General features: G+C 69.8%; 16 protein-coding genes and 1 riboswitch. Of the genes, 7 read left to right on the forward strand and 9 right to left on the reverse strand.

The genetic code is table 11. From position 1 onward, the window contains the following. Window positions 1–13 precede the first annotated feature (13 nt). A complete protein-coding gene (gene glmS, locus HLB44_RS02965; RefSeq protein WP_173120430.1) occupies window positions 14–1,858 on the reverse strand; it encodes a glutamine--fructose-6-phosphate transaminase (isomerizing) in 1,845 nt (614 codons plus the stop codon). Window positions 1,859–2,021: 163 nt separating this feature from the next. On the opposite strand from glmS, the gene HLB44_RS02970 reads away from it, so the two are divergent. After that, on the forward strand, window positions 2,022–2,495 hold the full coding sequence (locus tag HLB44_RS02970) for an Lrp/AsnC family transcriptional regulator (RefSeq protein ID WP_173120433.1): 474 nt from the start codon (window positions 2,022–2,024) through the stop codon (window positions 2,493–2,495). A gap of 6 nt (window positions 2,496–2,501) precedes the next feature. Here the strand turns inward: HLB44_RS02970 and HLB44_RS02975 are convergent, their stop codons facing one another. Beyond that, a complete protein-coding gene (locus tag HLB44_RS02975) occupies window positions 2,502–3,683 on the reverse strand; it encodes a class I SAM-dependent rRNA methyltransferase (RefSeq protein ID WP_173120435.1) in 1,182 nt (393 codons plus the stop codon). A gap of 124 nt (window positions 3,684–3,807) precedes the next feature. On the opposite strand from HLB44_RS02975, the gene HLB44_RS02980 reads away from it, so the two are divergent. After that, window positions 3,808–4,593, forward strand: a complete 786-nt coding sequence (locus HLB44_RS02980) for a transporter substrate-binding domain-containing protein (RefSeq protein WP_173120437.1) — start codon at window positions 3,808–3,810, stop codon at window positions 4,591–4,593. A gap of 29 nt (window positions 4,594–4,622) precedes the next feature. On the opposite strand, the gene HLB44_RS02985 is transcribed toward HLB44_RS02980, so the two are convergent. The 5 genes from HLB44_RS02985 to HLB44_RS03005 are packed head-to-tail and all read right to left on the reverse strand — an operon-like array spanning window position 4,623 to window position 8,909. Continuing rightward, window positions 4,623–5,558: a tyrosine recombinase XerC gene (locus tag HLB44_RS02985; protein ID WP_343051209.1), complete on the reverse strand. Its 936-nt coding sequence runs from the start codon at window positions 5,556–5,558 to the stop codon at window positions 4,623–4,625. Window positions 5,559–5,569: 11 nt separating this feature from the next. Beyond that, window positions 5,570–6,244: a DUF484 family protein gene (locus tag HLB44_RS02990; RefSeq protein WP_173120439.1), complete on the reverse strand. Its 675-nt coding sequence runs from the start codon at window positions 6,242–6,244 to the stop codon at window positions 5,570–5,572. Continuing rightward, window positions 6,241–7,095 (reverse strand): diaminopimelate epimerase, encoded by an 855-nt coding sequence (dapF, locus tag HLB44_RS02995; protein ID WP_173120441.1) that lies wholly within the window; start codon window positions 7,093–7,095, stop codon window positions 6,241–6,243. Before dapF ends, HLB44_RS02990 begins: the two co-directional genes overlap by 4 nt. A 27-nt stretch (window positions 7,096–7,122) precedes the next feature. After that, the gene (locus HLB44_RS03000) at window positions 7,123–8,022 is read right to left on the reverse strand and encodes an LpxL/LpxP family acyltransferase (RefSeq protein WP_173120443.1); all 900 of its coding nucleotides are present in this window, start codon (window positions 8,020–8,022) and stop codon (window positions 7,123–7,125) included. After that, window positions 8,019–8,909, reverse strand: a complete 891-nt coding sequence (locus HLB44_RS03005; RefSeq protein ID WP_173120445.1) for a lysophospholipid acyltransferase family protein — start codon at window positions 8,907–8,909, stop codon at window positions 8,019–8,021. Before HLB44_RS03005 ends, HLB44_RS03000 begins: the two co-directional genes overlap by 4 nt. Window positions 8,910–9,089: 180 nt before the next feature. Between HLB44_RS03005 and metK the strand changes: the two genes are divergently transcribed. The 3 genes from metK (at window position 9,090) to HLB44_RS03020 (ending at window position 12,231) form a co-directional block, all read left to right on the forward strand. Beyond that, window positions 9,090–10,277 (forward strand): methionine adenosyltransferase, encoded by a 1,188-nt coding sequence (gene metK / locus HLB44_RS03010; RefSeq protein WP_173120447.1) that lies wholly within the window; start codon window positions 9,090–9,092, stop codon window positions 10,275–10,277. Window positions 10,278–10,512: 235 nt separating this feature from the next. Beyond that, window positions 10,513–11,463: a DUF2167 domain-containing protein gene (locus HLB44_RS03015; protein ID WP_425500759.1), complete on the forward strand. Its 951-nt coding sequence runs from the start codon at window positions 10,513–10,515 to the stop codon at window positions 11,461–11,463. 30 nt (window positions 11,464–11,493) lie between these two features. After that, complete coding sequence (locus tag HLB44_RS03020; RefSeq protein WP_173120451.1) at window positions 11,494–12,231, forward strand: site-2 protease family protein; 738 nt, start codon at window positions 11,494–11,496, stop codon at window positions 12,229–12,231. Between the two features lie 35 nt (window positions 12,232–12,266). Here the strand turns inward: HLB44_RS03020 and HLB44_RS03025 are convergent, their stop codons facing one another. Beyond that, the gene (locus HLB44_RS03025) at window positions 12,267–13,835 is read right to left on the reverse strand and encodes a methyl-accepting chemotaxis protein (protein ID WP_173120453.1); all 1,569 of its coding nucleotides are present in this window, start codon (window positions 13,833–13,835) and stop codon (window positions 12,267–12,269) included. Between the two features lie 113 nt (window positions 13,836–13,948). On the opposite strand from HLB44_RS03025, the gene HLB44_RS03030 reads away from it, so the two are divergent. Further along, window positions 13,949–15,037: a DNA glycosylase AlkZ-like family protein gene (locus HLB44_RS03030; RefSeq protein WP_173120455.1), complete on the forward strand. Its 1,089-nt coding sequence runs from the start codon at window positions 13,949–13,951 to the stop codon at window positions 15,035–15,037. A gap of 78 nt (window positions 15,038–15,115) precedes the next feature. Here HLB44_RS03030 and HLB44_RS03035 read toward each other — a convergent pair whose 3' ends face one another. Further along, window positions 15,116–15,937, reverse strand: coding sequence for an HAD-IIB family hydrolase (locus HLB44_RS03035; protein WP_246312018.1), 822 nt, complete (start codon window positions 15,935–15,937; stop codon window positions 15,116–15,118). A gap of 16 nt (window positions 15,938–15,953) precedes the next feature. Between HLB44_RS03035 and HLB44_RS03040 the strand changes: the two genes are divergently transcribed. Beyond that, a complete protein-coding gene (locus HLB44_RS03040; protein ID WP_173120457.1) occupies window positions 15,954–16,280 on the forward strand; it encodes a hypothetical protein in 327 nt (108 codons plus the stop codon). Window positions 16,281–16,294: 14 nt separating this feature from the next. Continuing rightward, a riboswitch (S-adenosyl-L-homocysteine riboswitch) is annotated at window positions 16,295–16,380 on the forward strand. Window positions 16,381–16,450: the final 70 nt, after the last annotated feature.

A 16,450-nucleotide genomic window follows, 5' to 3' on the forward strand; every position in this document is an offset into this window, starting at 1 on the left:
AAGAGCGCAACCGTCATTCGACGGTCACGCTCTTGGCCAGATTCCTGGGCTTGTCGACATCCGTGCCGCGCGCACACGCCGTGTGATACGCCAGCAGTTGCAGCGGCACGACGTGCAGGATCGGCGACAGCGCGCCGTAGTGCTCGGGCATGCGGATCACATGCACGCCAGGCCCTGACGAGATCTGCGTGTCCGAATCGGCGAACACGAACAACTCGCCGCCGCGCGCGCGCACTTCCTGCATGTTGCTCTTGAGCTTCTCCAGCAGCGCATCGTTCGGCGCCACCGTGACCACCGGCATCGCCGAAGTGACCAGCGCCAGCGGCCCATGCTTCAACTCGCCGGCCGGATAGGCCTCGGCGTGGATGTAGCTGATTTCCTTGAGCTTCAGCGCACCTTCGAGCGCCACCGGGTAGTGCAGCCCACGGCCTAGGAACAGCGCGTTTTCCTTGCGCGCAAACTCCTCGGCCCAGGCGATGACCTGCGGCTCCAGCGCCAGCACCGCCTGCACGGCAGACGGCAAGTGGCGCAGCGCCTTCAGATGCCCCGCTTCCTCGTCCTCGGTCAGGCGGCCGCGCGTCTGCGCCAGCGCCAGCGTCATCAGGAACAGCGCGACCAGCTGCGTCGTGAAGGCCTTGGTCGACGCGACGCCGATCTCGACGCCGGCGCGCGTGACGAAGGCATGCGCGCATTCGCGCACCATCGCGCTGGTGCCGACGTTGCAGATCGTCAGCGTGTGGGCCATGCCCAGCGCGCGCGCGTGCTTGAGCGCCGCGATGGTGTCGGCGGTCTCGCCGCTCTGGCTGATCGTGACGACCAGCGTCTTCGGATTCGGCACGCTGTCGCGGTAGCGGTATTCGCTGGCGATCTCGACCGAGGTCGGGATGCGGGCGATCGATTCGAGCCAGTACTTGGCGACGGAGCCTGAGTAGTAGCTGGTGCCGCAGGCCAGGATCAGCACCTGCTCGGCGTCCTTGAAGGCCTTGAAGGCCTGGTCGCCGAAGAGCTCTGGCGCGACGTTCGAGACGCCGTCCAGCGTGTCGGCGATGGCCCGTGGCTGCTCGAAGATCTCCTTCTGCATGTAGTGCCGGTACGGGCCCAGCTCGGCGGCGCCGGAATGCGCGTGCACCGTGCGCACTTCGCGCTGCACTGCGCGGTGCGTGCCGTCGCTCTGGCGGCCGACGATCCAGTGCTTGCCGAGCTGCAGGTCGACGATGTCGCCTTCGTCGAGGTAGACGATCTGGTCGGTGACGCCGGCGAGCGCCATCGCGTCCGACGCCAGGAAGGTCTCACCTTGGCCGACGCCGAGCACCAGCGGTGAGCCTTCGCGCGCGCCGACGACGCGCTGCGGCTCGTCACGGCAAAACACTGCTATCGCGTACGCGCCTTTCAGGCGTTGGGTGGCGCGCTGTACGGCGTCGAACAGGTCGCCGTCGTAGAGGTGGTTCACGAGGTGTGCGATGACCTCGGTGTCGGTCTGGCTCTCGAACACGAAGCCCTTGGCCTGCAGCTCGGCACGCAGCTCGTCGTGGTTCTCGATGATGCCGTTGTGCACCAGCGCGATCCGCGCGCTGCCGTTCGGGCCGGTAGAGAAGTGCGGGTGCGCGTTGTGCACCGCCGGCGCGCCGTGGGTCGCCCAGCGGGTATGCGCAATGCCGGTTCCCGACTGCACCGCCTCGTTGGCCACCTGCGCATCGAGCTCGGCGACGCGCGAGGTGCTGCGCGTGCGGCGCAACAGGCCGTCCTGGTGCACGGCGACGCCGCAGCTGTCGTAGCCGCGGTATTCCAGCCGCTTCAGGCCCTGGACCAGGATGGGAACGATGTTGCGCTGACTGACGGCGCCGACGATGCCACACATCTTGAAACACTCCGTGTCCGGTGATCGATGGGAAGGGATCCTAGGGAGTGGGATGAGAAACAGGCGTGCAAAATTCCTGCGTTGATGAAATTCTTCAACACGGCTGCTGCAGCGTGGTTGAAAATTGCATCATCGAGGCTGAAATGAAACGGATGGCCGCAAGATGATCGAACTCGATGCTCTCGACATCCGCCTGCTGGACCTGCTGCAGCAGGATGCCTCGCGCGCCAACCAGGCGTTGGCCGAGGCCGCGCATGCGTCGCCGGCGACAACGCTGCGCCGCGTGCGCCGGCTGGTCGAGTCCGGCGTGATCGAGCGCCAGCTGGCGATCGTCTCGCCGCAGCAGGTGCCGGGACTGACCGCGCTGGTCGAGGTCTCGCTCGACGCGCAGGGCGCCGAGCACCTGGCGGCCTTCGAGCAGCGTGCCGTCGCCGAGGACCGCGTGCAGCAGTGTTACCGCGTCTCGCCCGGCCCGGACTTCATGCTGGTGATCTGGGCGCCGGACATGGCGGCCTACCACGCGCTGGTGCAGCGGCTCTTCACGCAGGACGCCAACGTGCGCAACGTGAAGGCCTTCTTCAGCGTGCATCGCGCCAAGTTCGAGCCGCGCGTGCGGCTGGCGCCGCCCGCGGCCTGAGCGCGGTCAGCGGACGATGATCGCCAGCCCCTTCAGATACTCCCCTTCCGGGAAGCCGATCGTCGTCGGATGGTCCGGCGCGGCTTCCAGCCGCTGCAGCAGATAACCGTCGACACCGGCGTCGTGGCCGGCGCCGGCGACGATCTTGTGGAACAGCTCGGCGCCGATGCCGCCGGAGCAGGAGTAGGTCATCAGCAGGCCGCCGGGCTCCAGCAGCTTCAGCGCCAGCCGGTTGATGTCCTTGTAGGCGCGCGACGCGCGATCGGCATGCGCGGCACTCGGCGCGAACTTCGGCGGGTCGAGCACGATCGCGTCGAAGGATTCGCCGGCCTTGAGCTTCTCTCTCAGATAGGCGTTGACGTCGGCATCGGCGAAGCTGCAGGCCGCATCGTCGAAGCCGTTGCGGCGCACGTTGTCGCGCGCCTGTTCGAGCGCCGGGCCCGACGAATCGACGCTGGTCACGTCGCGCGCGCCGCCGGCCAGCGCCGCGACGCTGAAGCCGCCCGTGTAGCTGTAGCAGTTCAGCACACGCTGGCAACCGAGCTGGCGCACCAGTTGCGCGAAGCGGTGGCGGTTGTCGCGCTGGTCGAGGTAGTAGCCGGTCTTGTGGCCGAGCGCGACATCCAGCCCCAGTTGCCAGCCGTGCTCGGTGATCGCCAGCGCGGTGGCGCCGTCGCCGCGCAGCCAGCCGGTGCGCGCTTCCAACCCCTCGAGCCCACGCACGCCGGAATCGGAGCGCTCGTACAGCCGCGCCGCGCCGGTGATCGCGCACAGCTGTGCGGTGATGGTGTCGCGCCAGCGCTCGACGCCGGCGCTGAGGAACTGCGCCGACAGCGTGTCGCCGTAGCGGTCGACGATCAGGCCCGGCAGGCCGTCGGCTTCGCCGTGCACCAACCGTTGGCCGTCGCTTTGAATGCCGAGCCGCGCGCGCAGCGCGACCGCCTGCCGCAGCCGGCGCTCGAAGAAGGCCTCGTCGATGCGCTCGGCTTCGTCGAAGCTCCAGGCCCGCACGCGGATCTGCGAGCTCGGGCTGAACGCACCCCAGCCGAGGAACTTGCCGTCGTCGGCCTCGATGCGCACCGTTTCGCCGGCATCGCCACCGCCCTTGGCGATGCTGCCCTGGAAGACCCACGGGTGGCGGCGCAGCAGCGAGCGCTCCTTGCCCTCGCGCAATCGAATCACTTTCATGCTGCGATTGTCGCCGTGCCGCCAAGCGTGACGTCTGCCCGCGGCGCGCGCGCCGTTACCTTCAGTCCGGCGCCGCAGCACGCCGAAAACGGAGGACGTTTCTTCACTCCGGGAGCTGACCTCCATGCCTTCACGCCGCCTTGCCCTGTTGTCCCTGCTGCTGGCCTGCGCCGGCGTCACGCTGAACGCCCACGCGCAACAGGCGCTGGACAGCATCCAGAAAGCCAAGACCGTGCGCATCGGCGTGCCGGCCGACATGCCGCCCTTCGGCTACAAGGCCGGCGACGGTCAGCTGCGCGGGCTGGACATCGACATGGCCCAGCTGATCGGCACCAAGCTCGGCGCCAAGGTCGAGCTGGTGACGGTGACCAGCGGCGAGCGCGTGCCCGCGCTGCAGCAGCACAGGGTCGACCTGGTGATCTCGACGCTGGGCCGCAACCCGGACCGCGAGAAGCTGATCGACTTCGCCAACGACTACTCGTCCTTCTACCTGGCGGTGTTCGGGCCGAAGGCGCAGGCCATCGCCGGCCCGGCCGACCTGCGCGGCAAGACGATCGCCGTCACCCGCGGCTCGATCGAGGACCAGGAGCTGACCAAGGTGGCGCCGGCCGACGCCACCGTGCAGCGCCACGACGACAACGCCGCCTCGCTGGCCGCTTACATCGGCGGCAAGGCGCAGCTGCTGGCCGGCGGCATCAGCGTCGCCGCCGCCGCGGTGCAGACCAACCCCGGCCTCGAAGCCGATGCCAAGTTCGTGCTGAAGGATTCGCGCAACTTCATCGGCGTCGGCAAGGGCGAGGAAGCGCTGCGCAACCGCGTCAACCAGATCGTCGACGAAGCCAAGTCTTCGGGCGAGCTGCTGGCGCTGGGCCGCAAGTGGTTCAGCCGCAACGGCCTGAACCAGAAGTAAACCGGCAGCGCGGCCGCTGCTGTCGGCCGTTAGCGCTTCTTCGCGCGCGGGTGCGCCGCGTCGTAGATCTTCGCCAGGTGCTGGAAGTCGAGCTTGGTGTAGATCTGCGTCGTCGAGATGTTGGCGTGGCCGAGCAGCTCCTGCACCGCGCGCAGGTCGCCGCTGGACTGCAGCAGGTGCGAGGCGTAACTGTGGCGCAGCATGTGCGGATGCACGTCGGTCGGCAGGCCGGCGGCGAGCGCCAGCGCCTTCAGCCGCGTGCGCAGCTGCGGCGCCGACAGCCGCGTGCCGCGCTGGCTGACGAAGAGCGCCGGCTCGCCCGCGCGCGCGAATTCGGCCCGCTGCGCGCACCAGTCGGCCAGCGCGCGCAGGGCCGGACCGCCCACCGGCACGCTGCGCCGCTTGCTGCCCTTGCCGAGCACGTGCGCGGTGGCATCGCCGGCGTCGATCCAGCCCTGCGCGGCCGGACCGGGCGCGAGGTCCAGCGCCACCAGTTCGCCGACGCGCAGGCCGCAGCCGTACAGCAGCTCGACGATGCAGTGGTCGCGCGCACGCAGCACCGCCGATTCGCTCGTCGACTTGGCCTCGGCCAGCGCCACCGCCTGCTCGACCGGCAGCGCCTTCGGCAAGGTCTGCGGCGGCTTCGGCGGCCGGATGCCGTCGACCGGGTTGTGCGTCACCAGCCGCTCGCGGCCCCAGTAGGCGTAGAGCCCGCGCCAGGCGGCCAGCGTGATCGCGATGCTGCGCGAGCCGAGGCCGCGTTCGCGCAGCTTCGCGGTCCAGCGGCGCAGGTGATGGGCTTGCGCATCACGCAGCGCGATGCGATCGGACAACGCGTGTTGCTGCAGCTCGCGCAGCGCCGGCTCGTACAGCGCCAGCGTGCGCGGCGCGAGGCGCCGTTCGACGCGCAGGTGCTCGACGAAGCGCGCGATCGCCGGGTCGAGCGGCGCGCTGTCGTCGTCCACCGGCAGCGGCGTCAGGGCAGCAGGCGGGCCAGGCCGGCGCTCGTGATCTCGCCGATGCGCATCAGGAACTCGGTGCCCATCTCGGCGCTGTAGCGCGCCGGATCGGGCGACGCGAGCACCAGCATGCCGAACGCGTCTTCGTCGCGGCCGGCGCGCAGCGGCACCAGCGCCAGCGACAGCACGCTGCCCGGATCGGGCAGCCAGTTCACCGCCTCGAAGCCCGAGTTCAGCCCGCAGTACGGCAGCGTCAGGCTCGAGGCGAAGCTGCGGATGTCCTCGCTCGTGCCCTGCGCGAACGCCTTCTCGGCGTGCACCGGGGCGAGGTTCCACAGCCGCACCGCGGCCTGCGGCACCAGGAACTCGTGGCGCAGCGTGGCGACGATGATGTCGGGCAGCGCGGCCGGCGTCGACGCCAGCAGGATCGCCCGCGTGAAGCGGTGCAGCCGGTCGGCGATCGCCACGTTCTCCTGGCCGTGGCGGATCATCTCCATGATCTTCTGCTCGAGGCCCTTGACCTTCTCGCGCATCATTTCCATCTGCCGCTCCTGCAGCGAGACGGCGCGATGCCCGTGCGGGCTGGTCAGCTGGATCGTCGACAGCAGCTCGGCATGGCGCTCGAAGAAGCCCGGCGTGTTCGCCAGGTAGTTGGCGATGTCGGTCTCGGTGATCGCGCCCTGGATCGTCACAGTTCAATCTCCCCTTCGTAGACGGATTCGGCCGGCCCGGTCATGCGCACGGTGTCGCCATCGGATGGCCATTCGACGGTCAGCAGGCCGCCGCGCGCCTGCACGTCGACGCGGCGGTCGAGCCAGCCGAGGCGGATGCCCGCGACGACTGCCGCGCAGGCGCCGGTGCCGCAGGCCAGCGTCTCGCCGGCGTCGCGCTCGAAGACGCGGATCGCGACGTGGTCGCGCGCCAGCACCTGCAGGAAGCCGGCGTTGACCTTGCGCGCAAAGCGCGCGTGCGATTCGACGCGCTGGCCGAGCGCGAGCACCGGGGCCTCGCGCACATCGGCCACCCGCTGCACCGCATGCGGATTGCCCATCGACAGCACCGCCACCTCGACCTTGCGGCCTTCGCCGATGTCCAGCGGCCAGAGGTCGAAGTCGCCCTCGCGGCGCGGCGTCAGGCCTTTGGCGTCGAAGGGCACACGGGCCAGGTCGAAGATCGGCTTGTTCATGTCGACGGTCACGCGGCCGTCTTCTTCGAGCTGCAGCTCCAGCAGATTGTTGACGGTCTCGACCTTGATGCGCTTGCGCTCGGTCAGCCCGCGCTGATGCACGAAGCGCACGAAGCAGCGCGCGCCGTTGCCGCAGTGCTCGACCTCGTCGCCGGTGTTGTTGAAGATGCGGTAGCGGAAGTCGACGCCCGCGGTGCGGCTCGGCTCGACGAACAGGATCTGGTCGGCCCCGACACCGAAGCGCCGGTCACCGAGGCGCCGCAGCTGCTCCGGCGTCAGCTCGATCGGCGCGCGCGTCGCATCGAGCACGACGAAGTCGTTGCCGGCGCCGTGCATCTTGGTGAAACGAAGGTTCATCGGCGGATTATCAGCTTGCGCTGCAAGTCACCGGTACAGGGAGGGCTCACCCTCCGGGCGTGTCTTGAAGCGCCGATGCACCCACAGGTACTGCGCCGGATTGCGGCGGATCTGTTCCTCGATCCAGCGGTTCATGCGTGTGGCCGCGGCGATGTCGTCGTCGCCGGGAAAGTCGTCCCACGGCGGCAGGTAGCGCACGCGCCAGCCCTGCCCGCCCGGCAGGATCTCGGCCAGCACCGGCTGCACGCGCATCTTCAGCGTTCGCGCCATGCGCGCCGGGGCCAGCAAGGTCGCCGCCGGCACGCCGAAGAAGGGCACGAAGGCGGCGTCCTTGATGCCGAAGTCCATGTCCGGCAGGTTGAAGAAGGCGTGGTCGCGGCGAATCGCGCGCACCAGCGGCAGCGCAGTCTCATGGCGGGAGAAGACCTGGCCCTGGCCATAACGCAACCGGCCGCGGCGCATCGCCGCGTCGAAGACCGGATTGCTCTGCGCCTGGTAGATCGACGCGACGAGCTTCTTCTGGAACAACTGCGTCGACGCACCGGCGACATCCAGGGCCACGAAGTGCGGCACCAGCCACATCACCGGCTTGTCGCTGTGCTCGGCCAGGTGCACGTCGCCTTCGATGTGGATCAGCCGCTTCAGGCGTTGCGGGCTCGCGTACCACAGCATGCCGCGCTCGAGCAGGCTGCGCGCCATCCAGCCGAAGTGCTCGCGCAGCAAGGCTTCGCGGGCTTCGCACGAGAGCTCGGGCAGCGTCAGCTCCAGGTTGCGCAAGCCCACGCGGCGGCGCGAACCGGCCAGGCGGTAGAGCAGCCGGCCCAGACCGCGGCCGATCGCCGCCTGCACGCCCAGCGGCAACCAGTGCAACAGCCACAGGCTGCCCAGCACGATGCGCGCGAGCACCGCCTGCAACCAGCGCTTCACGGCTTGCCGTCCTGCGGACTCACGGCCTCGACGCGGCGCGGCTGTTTGTAGCGGTGATAGCCCCACAGATACTGCTGCGGCTTCCGGCGGATCAGCGCTTCCATCTGTTCATTGACCATCGTCGCGCAGGCGATCTGCAGCGCCTCGTCGCTGTCGGCGTGCGTCGGCACCGGCGCTTCGGGCTGCGTCACGCGCAGCAGGTAGCCGCTGCCGCGCGGCAGTCGTTCGGCCCAGATCAGCAGCAGCGCGGCGCCGGTCTGCTGCACCAGCCGGGTCGCCAGCGTCATCGTGTAGGCCGGCCGGCCGAAGAACGGCGCCCACACGCCCATGCCCTCCGGCGGCACCTGGTCGGGCAGCAGGCCGACCGCCTCGCCGCGGCGCAGCGCGCGGATCATCTGGCGCACGCCGGCCAGCGCGGCCGGCGCAGTCTCCAGCCCGGGCCGGCGGCGCGTGCCTTCTTCGAGCTCACGCAGCCAGGCCTGGCGCGCCGGGCGGTACATCGCCGTCAGGCGCGTGCGCTCGCCGAAGCGCTCGGCGATCGCCTGCGCGCAGACCTCGAAGCAGCCCAGGTGCGGCGTCAGCAGCACCAGGCCGCTTCCGGCGTCGAGCGCCTGCTCGATCAGCTCGGCACCCTGCCAGCGCAGCAACGCACCGAGTGGCTCGTGATGCGGGCGCAGCCACAGCCACGGCAGCTCGGCCACCATGCGGCCGGTCTCGGCCACCGCGGCCCGCCGCTCGGCATCGGTCAACCCGGCGAGCGCCGCATGCGCGCGCAGCCGCCGCCGGTAGGTCGGCGACAGCGCATAGGCCAGCCAACCGATCCAGGCGCCCGAAGCGTGCAAACTGCCCAGGGATCGCCCGGCTATCCATCGCATCACAGCCTGCATGCCGTTCGTATAATTTGGCGGTCGCCGAGTTAAAGGACAACTTGCGGGGCGACGCGGCCGGTGCAAACCAGAGCCGCCGGGCAGTCAACGGCCCGCCAAATGCCGCTAAAGCGTTCGCCTTCCAAGCACCCTGACGGAACCGGCGACGCGGATTCCCCAACTGTTCAGGAGTGTATTGAAGTGGCGAACGACTTTCTTTTCACCTCGGAATCGGTCTCGGAGGGGCACCCCGACAAGGTGGCCGACCAGATCTCCGACGCGATCCTCGACGCGATCTTCGCGCAGGATCCGCGCAGCCGCGTGGCCGCGGAGACGCTGTGCAACACCGGCCTCGTGGTGCTGGCCGGCGAGATCACCACCAACGCGCATGTCGACTACATCCAGGTCGCGCGCGACACGATCAAGCGCATCGGCTACGACAACACCGAGTACGGCATCGACTACAAGGGCTGTGCGGTCCTGGTCGCCTACGACAAGCAGAGCAACGACATCGCGCAGGGTGTCGACCAGGCCAGCGACGACCATCTGAACACCGGTGCCGGCGACCAGGGCCTGATGTTCGGCTACGCCTGCGACGAGACGCCCGAGCTGATGCCCGCGCCGATCTACTACGCGCACCGCCTGGTCGAGCGCCAGGCCCAGCTGCGCAAGGACGGCCGCCTGCCCTTCCTGCGTCCCGACGCGAAGAGCCAGGTCACGATGCGCTACGTGGATGGGAAACCCCATTCGATCGATACGGTGGTGCTGTCGAGTCAGCACAGCCCCGAGATGAGCCTGGGCGACAAGATGAAGCCCGAGTTCTACGAGGCGGTGATCGAGGAGATCATCAAGCCGGTGCTGCCGCAGGAGTGGCTGAAGGAAACGCGCTACCTCGTCAACCCGACCGGCCGCTTCGTCATCGGTGGCCCGCAGGGCGACTGCGGCCTGACCGGACGCAAGATCATCGTCGACACCTACGGCGGCGCCTGCCCGCACGGCGGCGGCGCCTTCAGCGGCAAGGACCCGACCAAGGTCGACCGCTCGGCCGCGTACGCCGCGCGTTATGTCGCGAAGAACGTCGTCGCCGCCGGCCTGGCGCGCCAGTGCCAGATCCAGGTCGCCTACGCGATCGGCGTCGCGCGGCCGATGAACGTCACCGTCTACACCGAAGGCACCGGCGTGATCCCCGACGACCGCATCGCCGAGATCGTCAACGAGGTCTTCGACCTGCGTCCGAAGGGCATCATCCAGATGCTCGACCTGCTGCGGCCGATTTACCAGAAGACCGCGGCCTACGGCCACTTCGGGCGCGACGAGCCGGAATTCTCGTGGGAGCGCACCGACAAGGTCCAGGTGCTGCGCGACTTGGCGGGCCGCAAGGCCCGATAGGTCGCGCAGCAACCGGGCCGAAGGCCCGGTCGCCGCGACAGCGGCGCCTGGGCCTTGCGGCGAAGGCTGACTTCGCGCAGCGAAGTCAAGGGGCCCCCGGGGCCCCGGCCGAAGCCACAAGGTCCAGGTGCTGCGCGACTTGGGCGGCCGTAAGGCGCCGCGTTAAGCCATTCTGGGGAGGGCCGGCGCCGGCCCCGTCCGTGACAATCCTCCCCGTACCACCGGGGAGGAACCCATGATGACGACGACCCTGCGCGCCTCCATCGGCGCGCTGATCCTGCTGTTGGCCACGGCCGTGCACGCCGCGGCCCCCTCGGCCGAGGACCGCGCCCGCCAGGCCGCCGAAGCGCAAGCCGACGCGCGCCAGGCCGCCAAGCCCGGCCCCACCGACATCCCGCTCGCCGACCAGGCCGTGCTGCACCTGCCGGCCGGCCACGTCTTCATCCCGCAGCCGCAGGCCGGCAAGCTGCTCAACGCGATGGGCAACCCGGGCCAGGACCCGCGCCTGCACGGGCTGATCTTCCCGAGCAGCGAGGCGCAGTGGTTCATGACCGTGCGCTACGAAGCCTCCGGCCACGTCAAGGACGACGACGCGCGCGACTGGAACGCCGACGACCTGCTGAAGAGCTACCGCGAAGGCACCGAGGCGGCCAACGAAGAGCGACAGAAGATGGGCGTCACGCCGATGGAGATCATCGGCTGGGCCGAGAAGCCGGCCTACGACGCCGGCACGCACCGCCTGGTGTGGGCGATGTCCTCGCGCGACAAGGGCGCGCCGGCCGACGCGCCGCAGGGCGTCAACTTCAACACCTACGCACTCGGCCGCGAAGGCTACTTCAGCCTGAACCTGGTCACCGACCTGAAGGACCTGGCGGCGCACAAGCCCGCGGCGCAGGCGCTGCTCGGTGCGCTCGAATTCAATGCCGGCCGGCGTTATGCGGACTTCAACGAGAAGACCGACCATGTCGCCGAGTACGGCCTCGCCGCGCTGGTCGTCGGCGTCGCGGCCAAGAAGCTCGGCTTCTTTGCGCTGGCGCTGGCCTTCATCGCCAAGTTCGCCAAGGTCTTCCTGATCGGTGCAGCGCTGGTCGGCGGCGCGGTGTTCAAGTTCCTGAGGCGATCCGGCTCTGCCGGGCGCCTCAGTCCCCCTCGGGGGGCGGCGGCGGAGCCGCCTGGGGGCCAGTGAAGCGCGGCAAGACGGCCTGACCTTCAGACGATGCTGAAACTGCTGGCCTTGCTGCTGTCGGGCGCCAAGCTCGGCAAGCTGGCTGCTTCCGGCGGCACGATGCTGCTGTCGGTGGTGGCCTATGCGTTCATCTTCGGCTGGCGCTACGCGGTCGGTTTCGTCGTGCTGCTGTTCGTGCACGAGATGGGCCACTACATCGCGGCGCGCCAGCGCGGGCTGCCGGTGGGCCTGCCGACCTTCATCCCTTTCCTGGGCGCCTGGATCGAGATGAAGAAGATGCCGCACGACGCCGAGACCGAGGCCTTCGTGGGCCTCGGCGGCCCGCTGCTCGGCACGGTCGGCGCGCTGGCAGCGTGGATGCTGGCGCGCGCCTACGACGCGCCGTGGCTGATGGCGGTGGCCTATGCCGGCTTCTTCCTCAACCTGTTCAACCTGATCCCCCTGTCGCCCTTCGACGGCGGGCGCATCACCGCGGTGCTGAGCCCGCGCATCTGGCTGCTCGGCGTGCCGATCCTAGGCGCGCTGTTCTTCTGGCGGCCGAGCCCGATGCTGCTGCTGATGGCGCTGCTGGCCGCACCGCAGGTCTGGAAGGCGATCCGCTACCGCGCCGACAGCGAGGAAGCCAAGACCTACTATGCCGTGCCGACGGCGAAGAAGTGGGAGTACGCGCTGATCTACCTGGCGCTGGCGGCCTTCCTCGCCGTGATGATGAGCGAGGTGCACGACGCGCTGCAGGTCTACCGGACGATGCGCGGCAGCCCGCTCTGAATCTCCGACGGCGCGCGGCCGCGCGCTGCGGCAGGTCAGGCCGCCGCCGCCCTCTCGGTCACGCGGAACACGTGCACCATGTCCGACAGCTCCTTCGCGCGGTCGCTCATCGTGCGCGCGGCGGCGCTCGATTCCTCGACCAGCGCGGCGTTCTGCTGCGTCACGTCGTCGAGCTGGTGCACGGCGTCGTTGACCTGGCCCAGGCCGTCGCGCTGGCTGGCGGTCGAGCTGGTGATGCGATCCATCGTGGCGTTGACGCGGGCGATCGACGCGACGATCTCGTTCATGCTGCTGCCGGCCGCCTCGACCAGCCGGGTGCCGGATTCGACGGTGTCGAGCGAGGCGCCGATCAGCGCCTTGATCTCGCGCGCGGCCTTGGCGCTGTTCTGCGCCAGCGAGCGCACCTCGCCGGCGACGACCGCGAAGCCGCGGCCCTGCTCGCCGGCGCGCGCCGCTTCGACCGCCGCGTTCAGCGCCAGGATGTTGGTCTGGAACGAGATGCCGTCGATCACGCCGATGATGGTCGAGATCTGGCGCGCGGTGGCGGCGATCTGGTTCATGTTGTTGACGACGTCGGCGACGACCTGGCCGCCGCGCTGCGCAGCGCCGGTGGCGTCGCGCGCCAGCTCGTCGGCGGCACGCGCGGCATCGGCCGACTGCTGCACCGTGCCGGTCAGTTCGGCCATCGCGCCGGCCGTGCGCTGCAGGTAGGCCGCGGCGCGTTCGGTGCGGTCCGACAGATCCTGGCTGCCGCTGGCGATCTGCAGCGACGCGGCGGCGACGCCGTCGGTGGTATCGCGCACCTGGCCGACCAGCGTCGACAGCGCCGCGGCCATCTCGCCCAGCGAGCGCTGCAGGTCGCCGAATTCGTCGCCGCGGTCGACCTCGACCGCCGCCGTCAGATCGCCGCCGGCGATGCGCCGGGCCACCGCCACCGCCTGGTGCAGCGGCTTGTGGATCGAGCGGATCAGCTGGCGCGCGCCGAAGGCGATCACCAGCAGCACGACGCCCAGCGCGATGCCGGTGGCCTTCAAGGCGCCGTCGCGTTCGGCGGCGAAACGCGCGGACAGCTGCTGCGCCTCGGCCTGCTGCATCGCCGCGTAGGCCTGCACGGATTTCAGGTACGCCTGCGCCGCCGGGTTGAAGCGCTTGTCGAACTCGGCCTTGGCCATCTGCATGTCGCCGGACTCGGCGAAACGCATCGCCTCGGCCTGCGCCGCGGCCAGCGCCGCGCGCTCGCGGTCGAGCTGGGCGATCTGCGTCTTTTCCGCCTCGCTCTGCGGCATCGTGCCGATGGTCTCGCGGATCTTGTCGATGCGCGCGAACGAGCTGGCGATCGGGCCCTTGAAGGCTTCGATCAGCTCGGGGTTGTAGCCCAGCGTCGAGCCGGTCATGCGGGCGACATTGGTATCGGTAAGGCTGGCCCATTCGGTGGCGCCGCGCACCTTGGCGTCGGCCAGGCCGAGCTCGGCGCTGCTGCGCTGCTGCACGTCGGTGATGCGCCAGGCCGCGGCGCCGAACAGCGCGGCCAGCACCAGCATGCCGGCGCCGACGGCGCACCACAGGCGCGCACCCAGGCCGAAGGAAGAACGGGCAGCTTTCATCGCGGGCACACTCCGGGAGGACTCGCCGCACTATCGGCTTGACGCGCCGACGCCTTGAGCCAATCACCTGCCGTTTTCGCCGGTTGTTCGTGACAACACCACGCCCGCACCCGATGCCCGCCCCCACTCTCGATCTGCTGCGCCGCTACGCCGTCGCGCGCACGCTCTTCAAACCCACCACGCTGCCGCGCGCGATTGAACGCCTCGGCTTCGTGCAGGCCGACCCGATCCGCGCACCGGCGCGCGCCCAGGATCTGACGCTGCGCCACCGCGTCGACGGCTACCGCGCCGGCGACCTCGAGCGGCGTTATCCGAGGCTGCGCATCGAGGAGGACTACTTCGTCAACTACGGCTTCCTGCCGCGCGAGACGCAGTCGCTGATGCACCCGCGCACGCCGCGCACGCCATGGAATGCGCAGCGCCGCGCGCAGGCCGCCGACGTGCTGGACTACGTGCGCACGCACGGCGTCGTGCACCCGCGCGATGTCGATGCGCACTTCGCGCACGGCAAGGTCAAGAACTGGTTCGGCGGCTCGAGCAACGCGACGACGCAGCTGCTCGACGCGATGCACTACCGCGGCCTGCTGCGCGTGGCCGGCCGCGAAGGCGGCGTGCGCCTGTTCGCCGCGCGCGCCGTCAGCGAAGCGGCCGTCGATCGCGACCAGGCGCTCGACGCGCTGGTCGACGTCTTCGTGCGCAAGTACGCGCCGCTGCCGGCGGCGACGCTCGGCCAGCTGGTCAGCCACCTCGGGGGTTATGGCGCGCCGCAGTGGCGCGACCAGCGCGCCGCGGTGCTCAAGCGCGCCCGCGCGCGGCTCGCGACGGCGGTGATCGATGGCATCACCTGGTACTGGCCGGGCGACGAGAACCCGGCGTCGAAGCGCCATGCGCCCGACGATGCGGTGCGGCTGCTCGCGCCCTTCGATCCGATCGTCTGGGACCGGCGGCGCTTCGAGATGTTGTGGGACTGGGCCTACCGCTTCGAGGCCTACACGCCGGCGGCCAAGCGCGTGCGCGGCTATTACGCGCTGCCGCTGCTGTGGCACGACCGGGTCATCGGCTGGGGCAACCTGGCGCTGCGCGAGGGCGCGCTGGTCAGCGAGCTCGGCTACGTCGCCGGCAAGGCGCCGCGGGATGCAGGCTTCCGCTCGGCGCTGGATGCGGAATTGCAGCGCATCGAAGCGTTCCTCGCGGTGGGGTGATCAGCCGGCGCCGGGCCGCTCCCAAGCCGGCTGAAGCCCCTTGGGGGCCGCGAACGAAGTGAGCTTGGGGCAAATATTTCAGCCGGCGCGCGCCGCCAGCAGGGCCGCCGCCACCTCCGCAAAGCCCGCTCCGCGTTCGGCCTGCGTCACGTAGGCCGGGCGCACGTCGAGCTGCGGCAGGAAACGCGCGATGTTGGCAACGCCCACCGTCAGCGGCAGGCGCTCGAACATCAGCTGGTCGTTGGTCGAGTCGCCGACGAAGAGCCAGTCGGCCGGCTCGAACGGCCGGCCGAGCGCGGTCTCGACGGCCCAGCGCGCAGCCGTCCATTTGCTGTGGTCGCCGATCCAGCCGTTGACGTGGATCGAGCTGACCGTCGCGGTCAGCCCGTGACGCTTCATCACGTCGACGACACGGCCGATGGTGGCCTCGCCCTGCTGCACGAATTCACTGTGGTCGACGGCGATGTCGGTCAGCCGGCCGGCGCTGTCGCGCGCCAGCGTCGTGCCGGGCACCTCGGCCAGCACCGCGGCGGCGCAGGCCGCGAGGCGCTGCGCGTGCCGTTCGCGGGTCGCCGCGTCGATGGTGAAGTCGCGCCGCAGCCGATCGCCGTCGCGGCGCAACATCACGCCGCCGTTCTCGGCGACGATCGCCGCGACCGGCCAGGCCAGCGCGAAAGGTTCGCTCCAGCCGGCCGGCCGGCCGGTGATCGCGATCACCGGCACGCCCGCCGCACGCAGCGCCTGCAGGGCCGCCAGCGCGGCCGGCTCGATCGCGCCATCGCGCGTCAAAGTGTCGTCGACATCGGTCAGCACGCCATGAACGGCGCGCAACGCGTCCTCGTCGACGTGCGCCAGCGGCCGCATGCCGGGTCGTGTGGGAGAAGTGCTCGGGCCGGACATCGGCGCGCAGTCTCCCATGCCGATTGCCGTTTTCTGTGCACTGCTGGGCGCGCGATACAACATTGCTATCGATAAAACTGATAAATTCGCTCACCAGAACAAGGGAACTCTCGTGAGGGTCATCGAGATGCAAGTTCCGCCGCTCACCGATGCCTGCTGGCTGCGCCTGGCCGCGAGCCGCCACGTGCGGCTGTCCATCACCCATCTGCCGACGCTGATGATGCTGGACCGCGTGCGCTCGAGCAATGACGAGGTGGCGGTGAAGGCGGCCGAGCTTTTTGCGTACTTTGTCCGCTGGTCCGATTCGCTGGCCCCCGAGCTGGCGCAGATCCGCGAGCTGTAGATAGAATCCGCGCTCGTTTCGAGGAGCGTTGCAAGGCCGCGTATCTCACGCAGAGGCCCCAGGCTCGAAACCACGTCAAGTGCAACGGCGCTCACCCGCAGATGGATCGTGGGTGGGTTTGAGTGAATCCCCCGTCCATGGTCGCTGCGGCTGTCCTATTCGCCAGGAGT

It is taken from the genome of Pseudaquabacterium terrae (assembly GCF_013266755.1).
Taxonomy (GTDB): Bacteria; Pseudomonadota; Gammaproteobacteria; order Burkholderiales; family Burkholderiaceae_C; genus Pseudaquabacterium; species Pseudaquabacterium terrae.

Coding starts and splice junctions, on each gene's coding strand:
- glmS (WP_173120430.1), bottom strand. CDS start 1,858: ATGTGTGGCATCGTCGGCGCCGTCAGTCAGCGCAACATCGTTCCCATC.
- HLB44_RS02970 (WP_173120433.1), top strand. CDS start 2,022: ATGATCGAACTCGATGCTCTCGACATCCGCCTGCTGGACCTGCTGCAG.
- HLB44_RS02975 (WP_173120435.1), bottom strand. CDS start 3,683: ATGAAAGTGATTCGATTGCGCGAGGGCAAGGAGCGCTCGCTGCTGCGC.
- HLB44_RS02980 (WP_173120437.1), top strand. CDS start 3,808: ATGCCTTCACGCCGCCTTGCCCTGTTGTCCCTGCTGCTGGCCTGCGCC.
- dapF (WP_173120441.1), bottom strand. CDS start 7,095: ATGAACCTTCGTTTCACCAAGATGCACGGCGCCGGCAACGACTTCGTC.
- HLB44_RS03005 (WP_173120445.1), bottom strand. CDS start 8,909: ATGCAGGCTGTGATGCGATGGATAGCCGGGCGATCCCTGGGCAGTTTG.
- HLB44_RS03015 (WP_425500759.1), top strand. CDS start 10,513: ATGATGACGACGACCCTGCGCGCCTCCATCGGCGCGCTGATCCTGCTG.
- HLB44_RS03020 (WP_173120451.1), top strand. CDS start 11,494: ATGCTGAAACTGCTGGCCTTGCTGCTGTCGGGCGCCAAGCTCGGCAAG.
- HLB44_RS03025 (WP_173120453.1), bottom strand. CDS start 13,835: ATGAAAGCTGCCCGTTCTTCCTTCGGCCTGGGTGCGCGCCTGTGGTGC.
- HLB44_RS03030 (WP_173120455.1), top strand. CDS start 13,949: ATGCCCGCCCCCACTCTCGATCTGCTGCGCCGCTACGCCGTCGCGCGC.
- HLB44_RS03035 (WP_246312018.1), bottom strand. CDS start 15,937: ATGTCCGGCCCGAGCACTTCTCCCACACGACCCGGCATGCGGCCGCTG.
- HLB44_RS03040 (WP_173120457.1), top strand. CDS start 15,954: ATGCCGATTGCCGTTTTCTGTGCACTGCTGGGCGCGCGATACAACATT.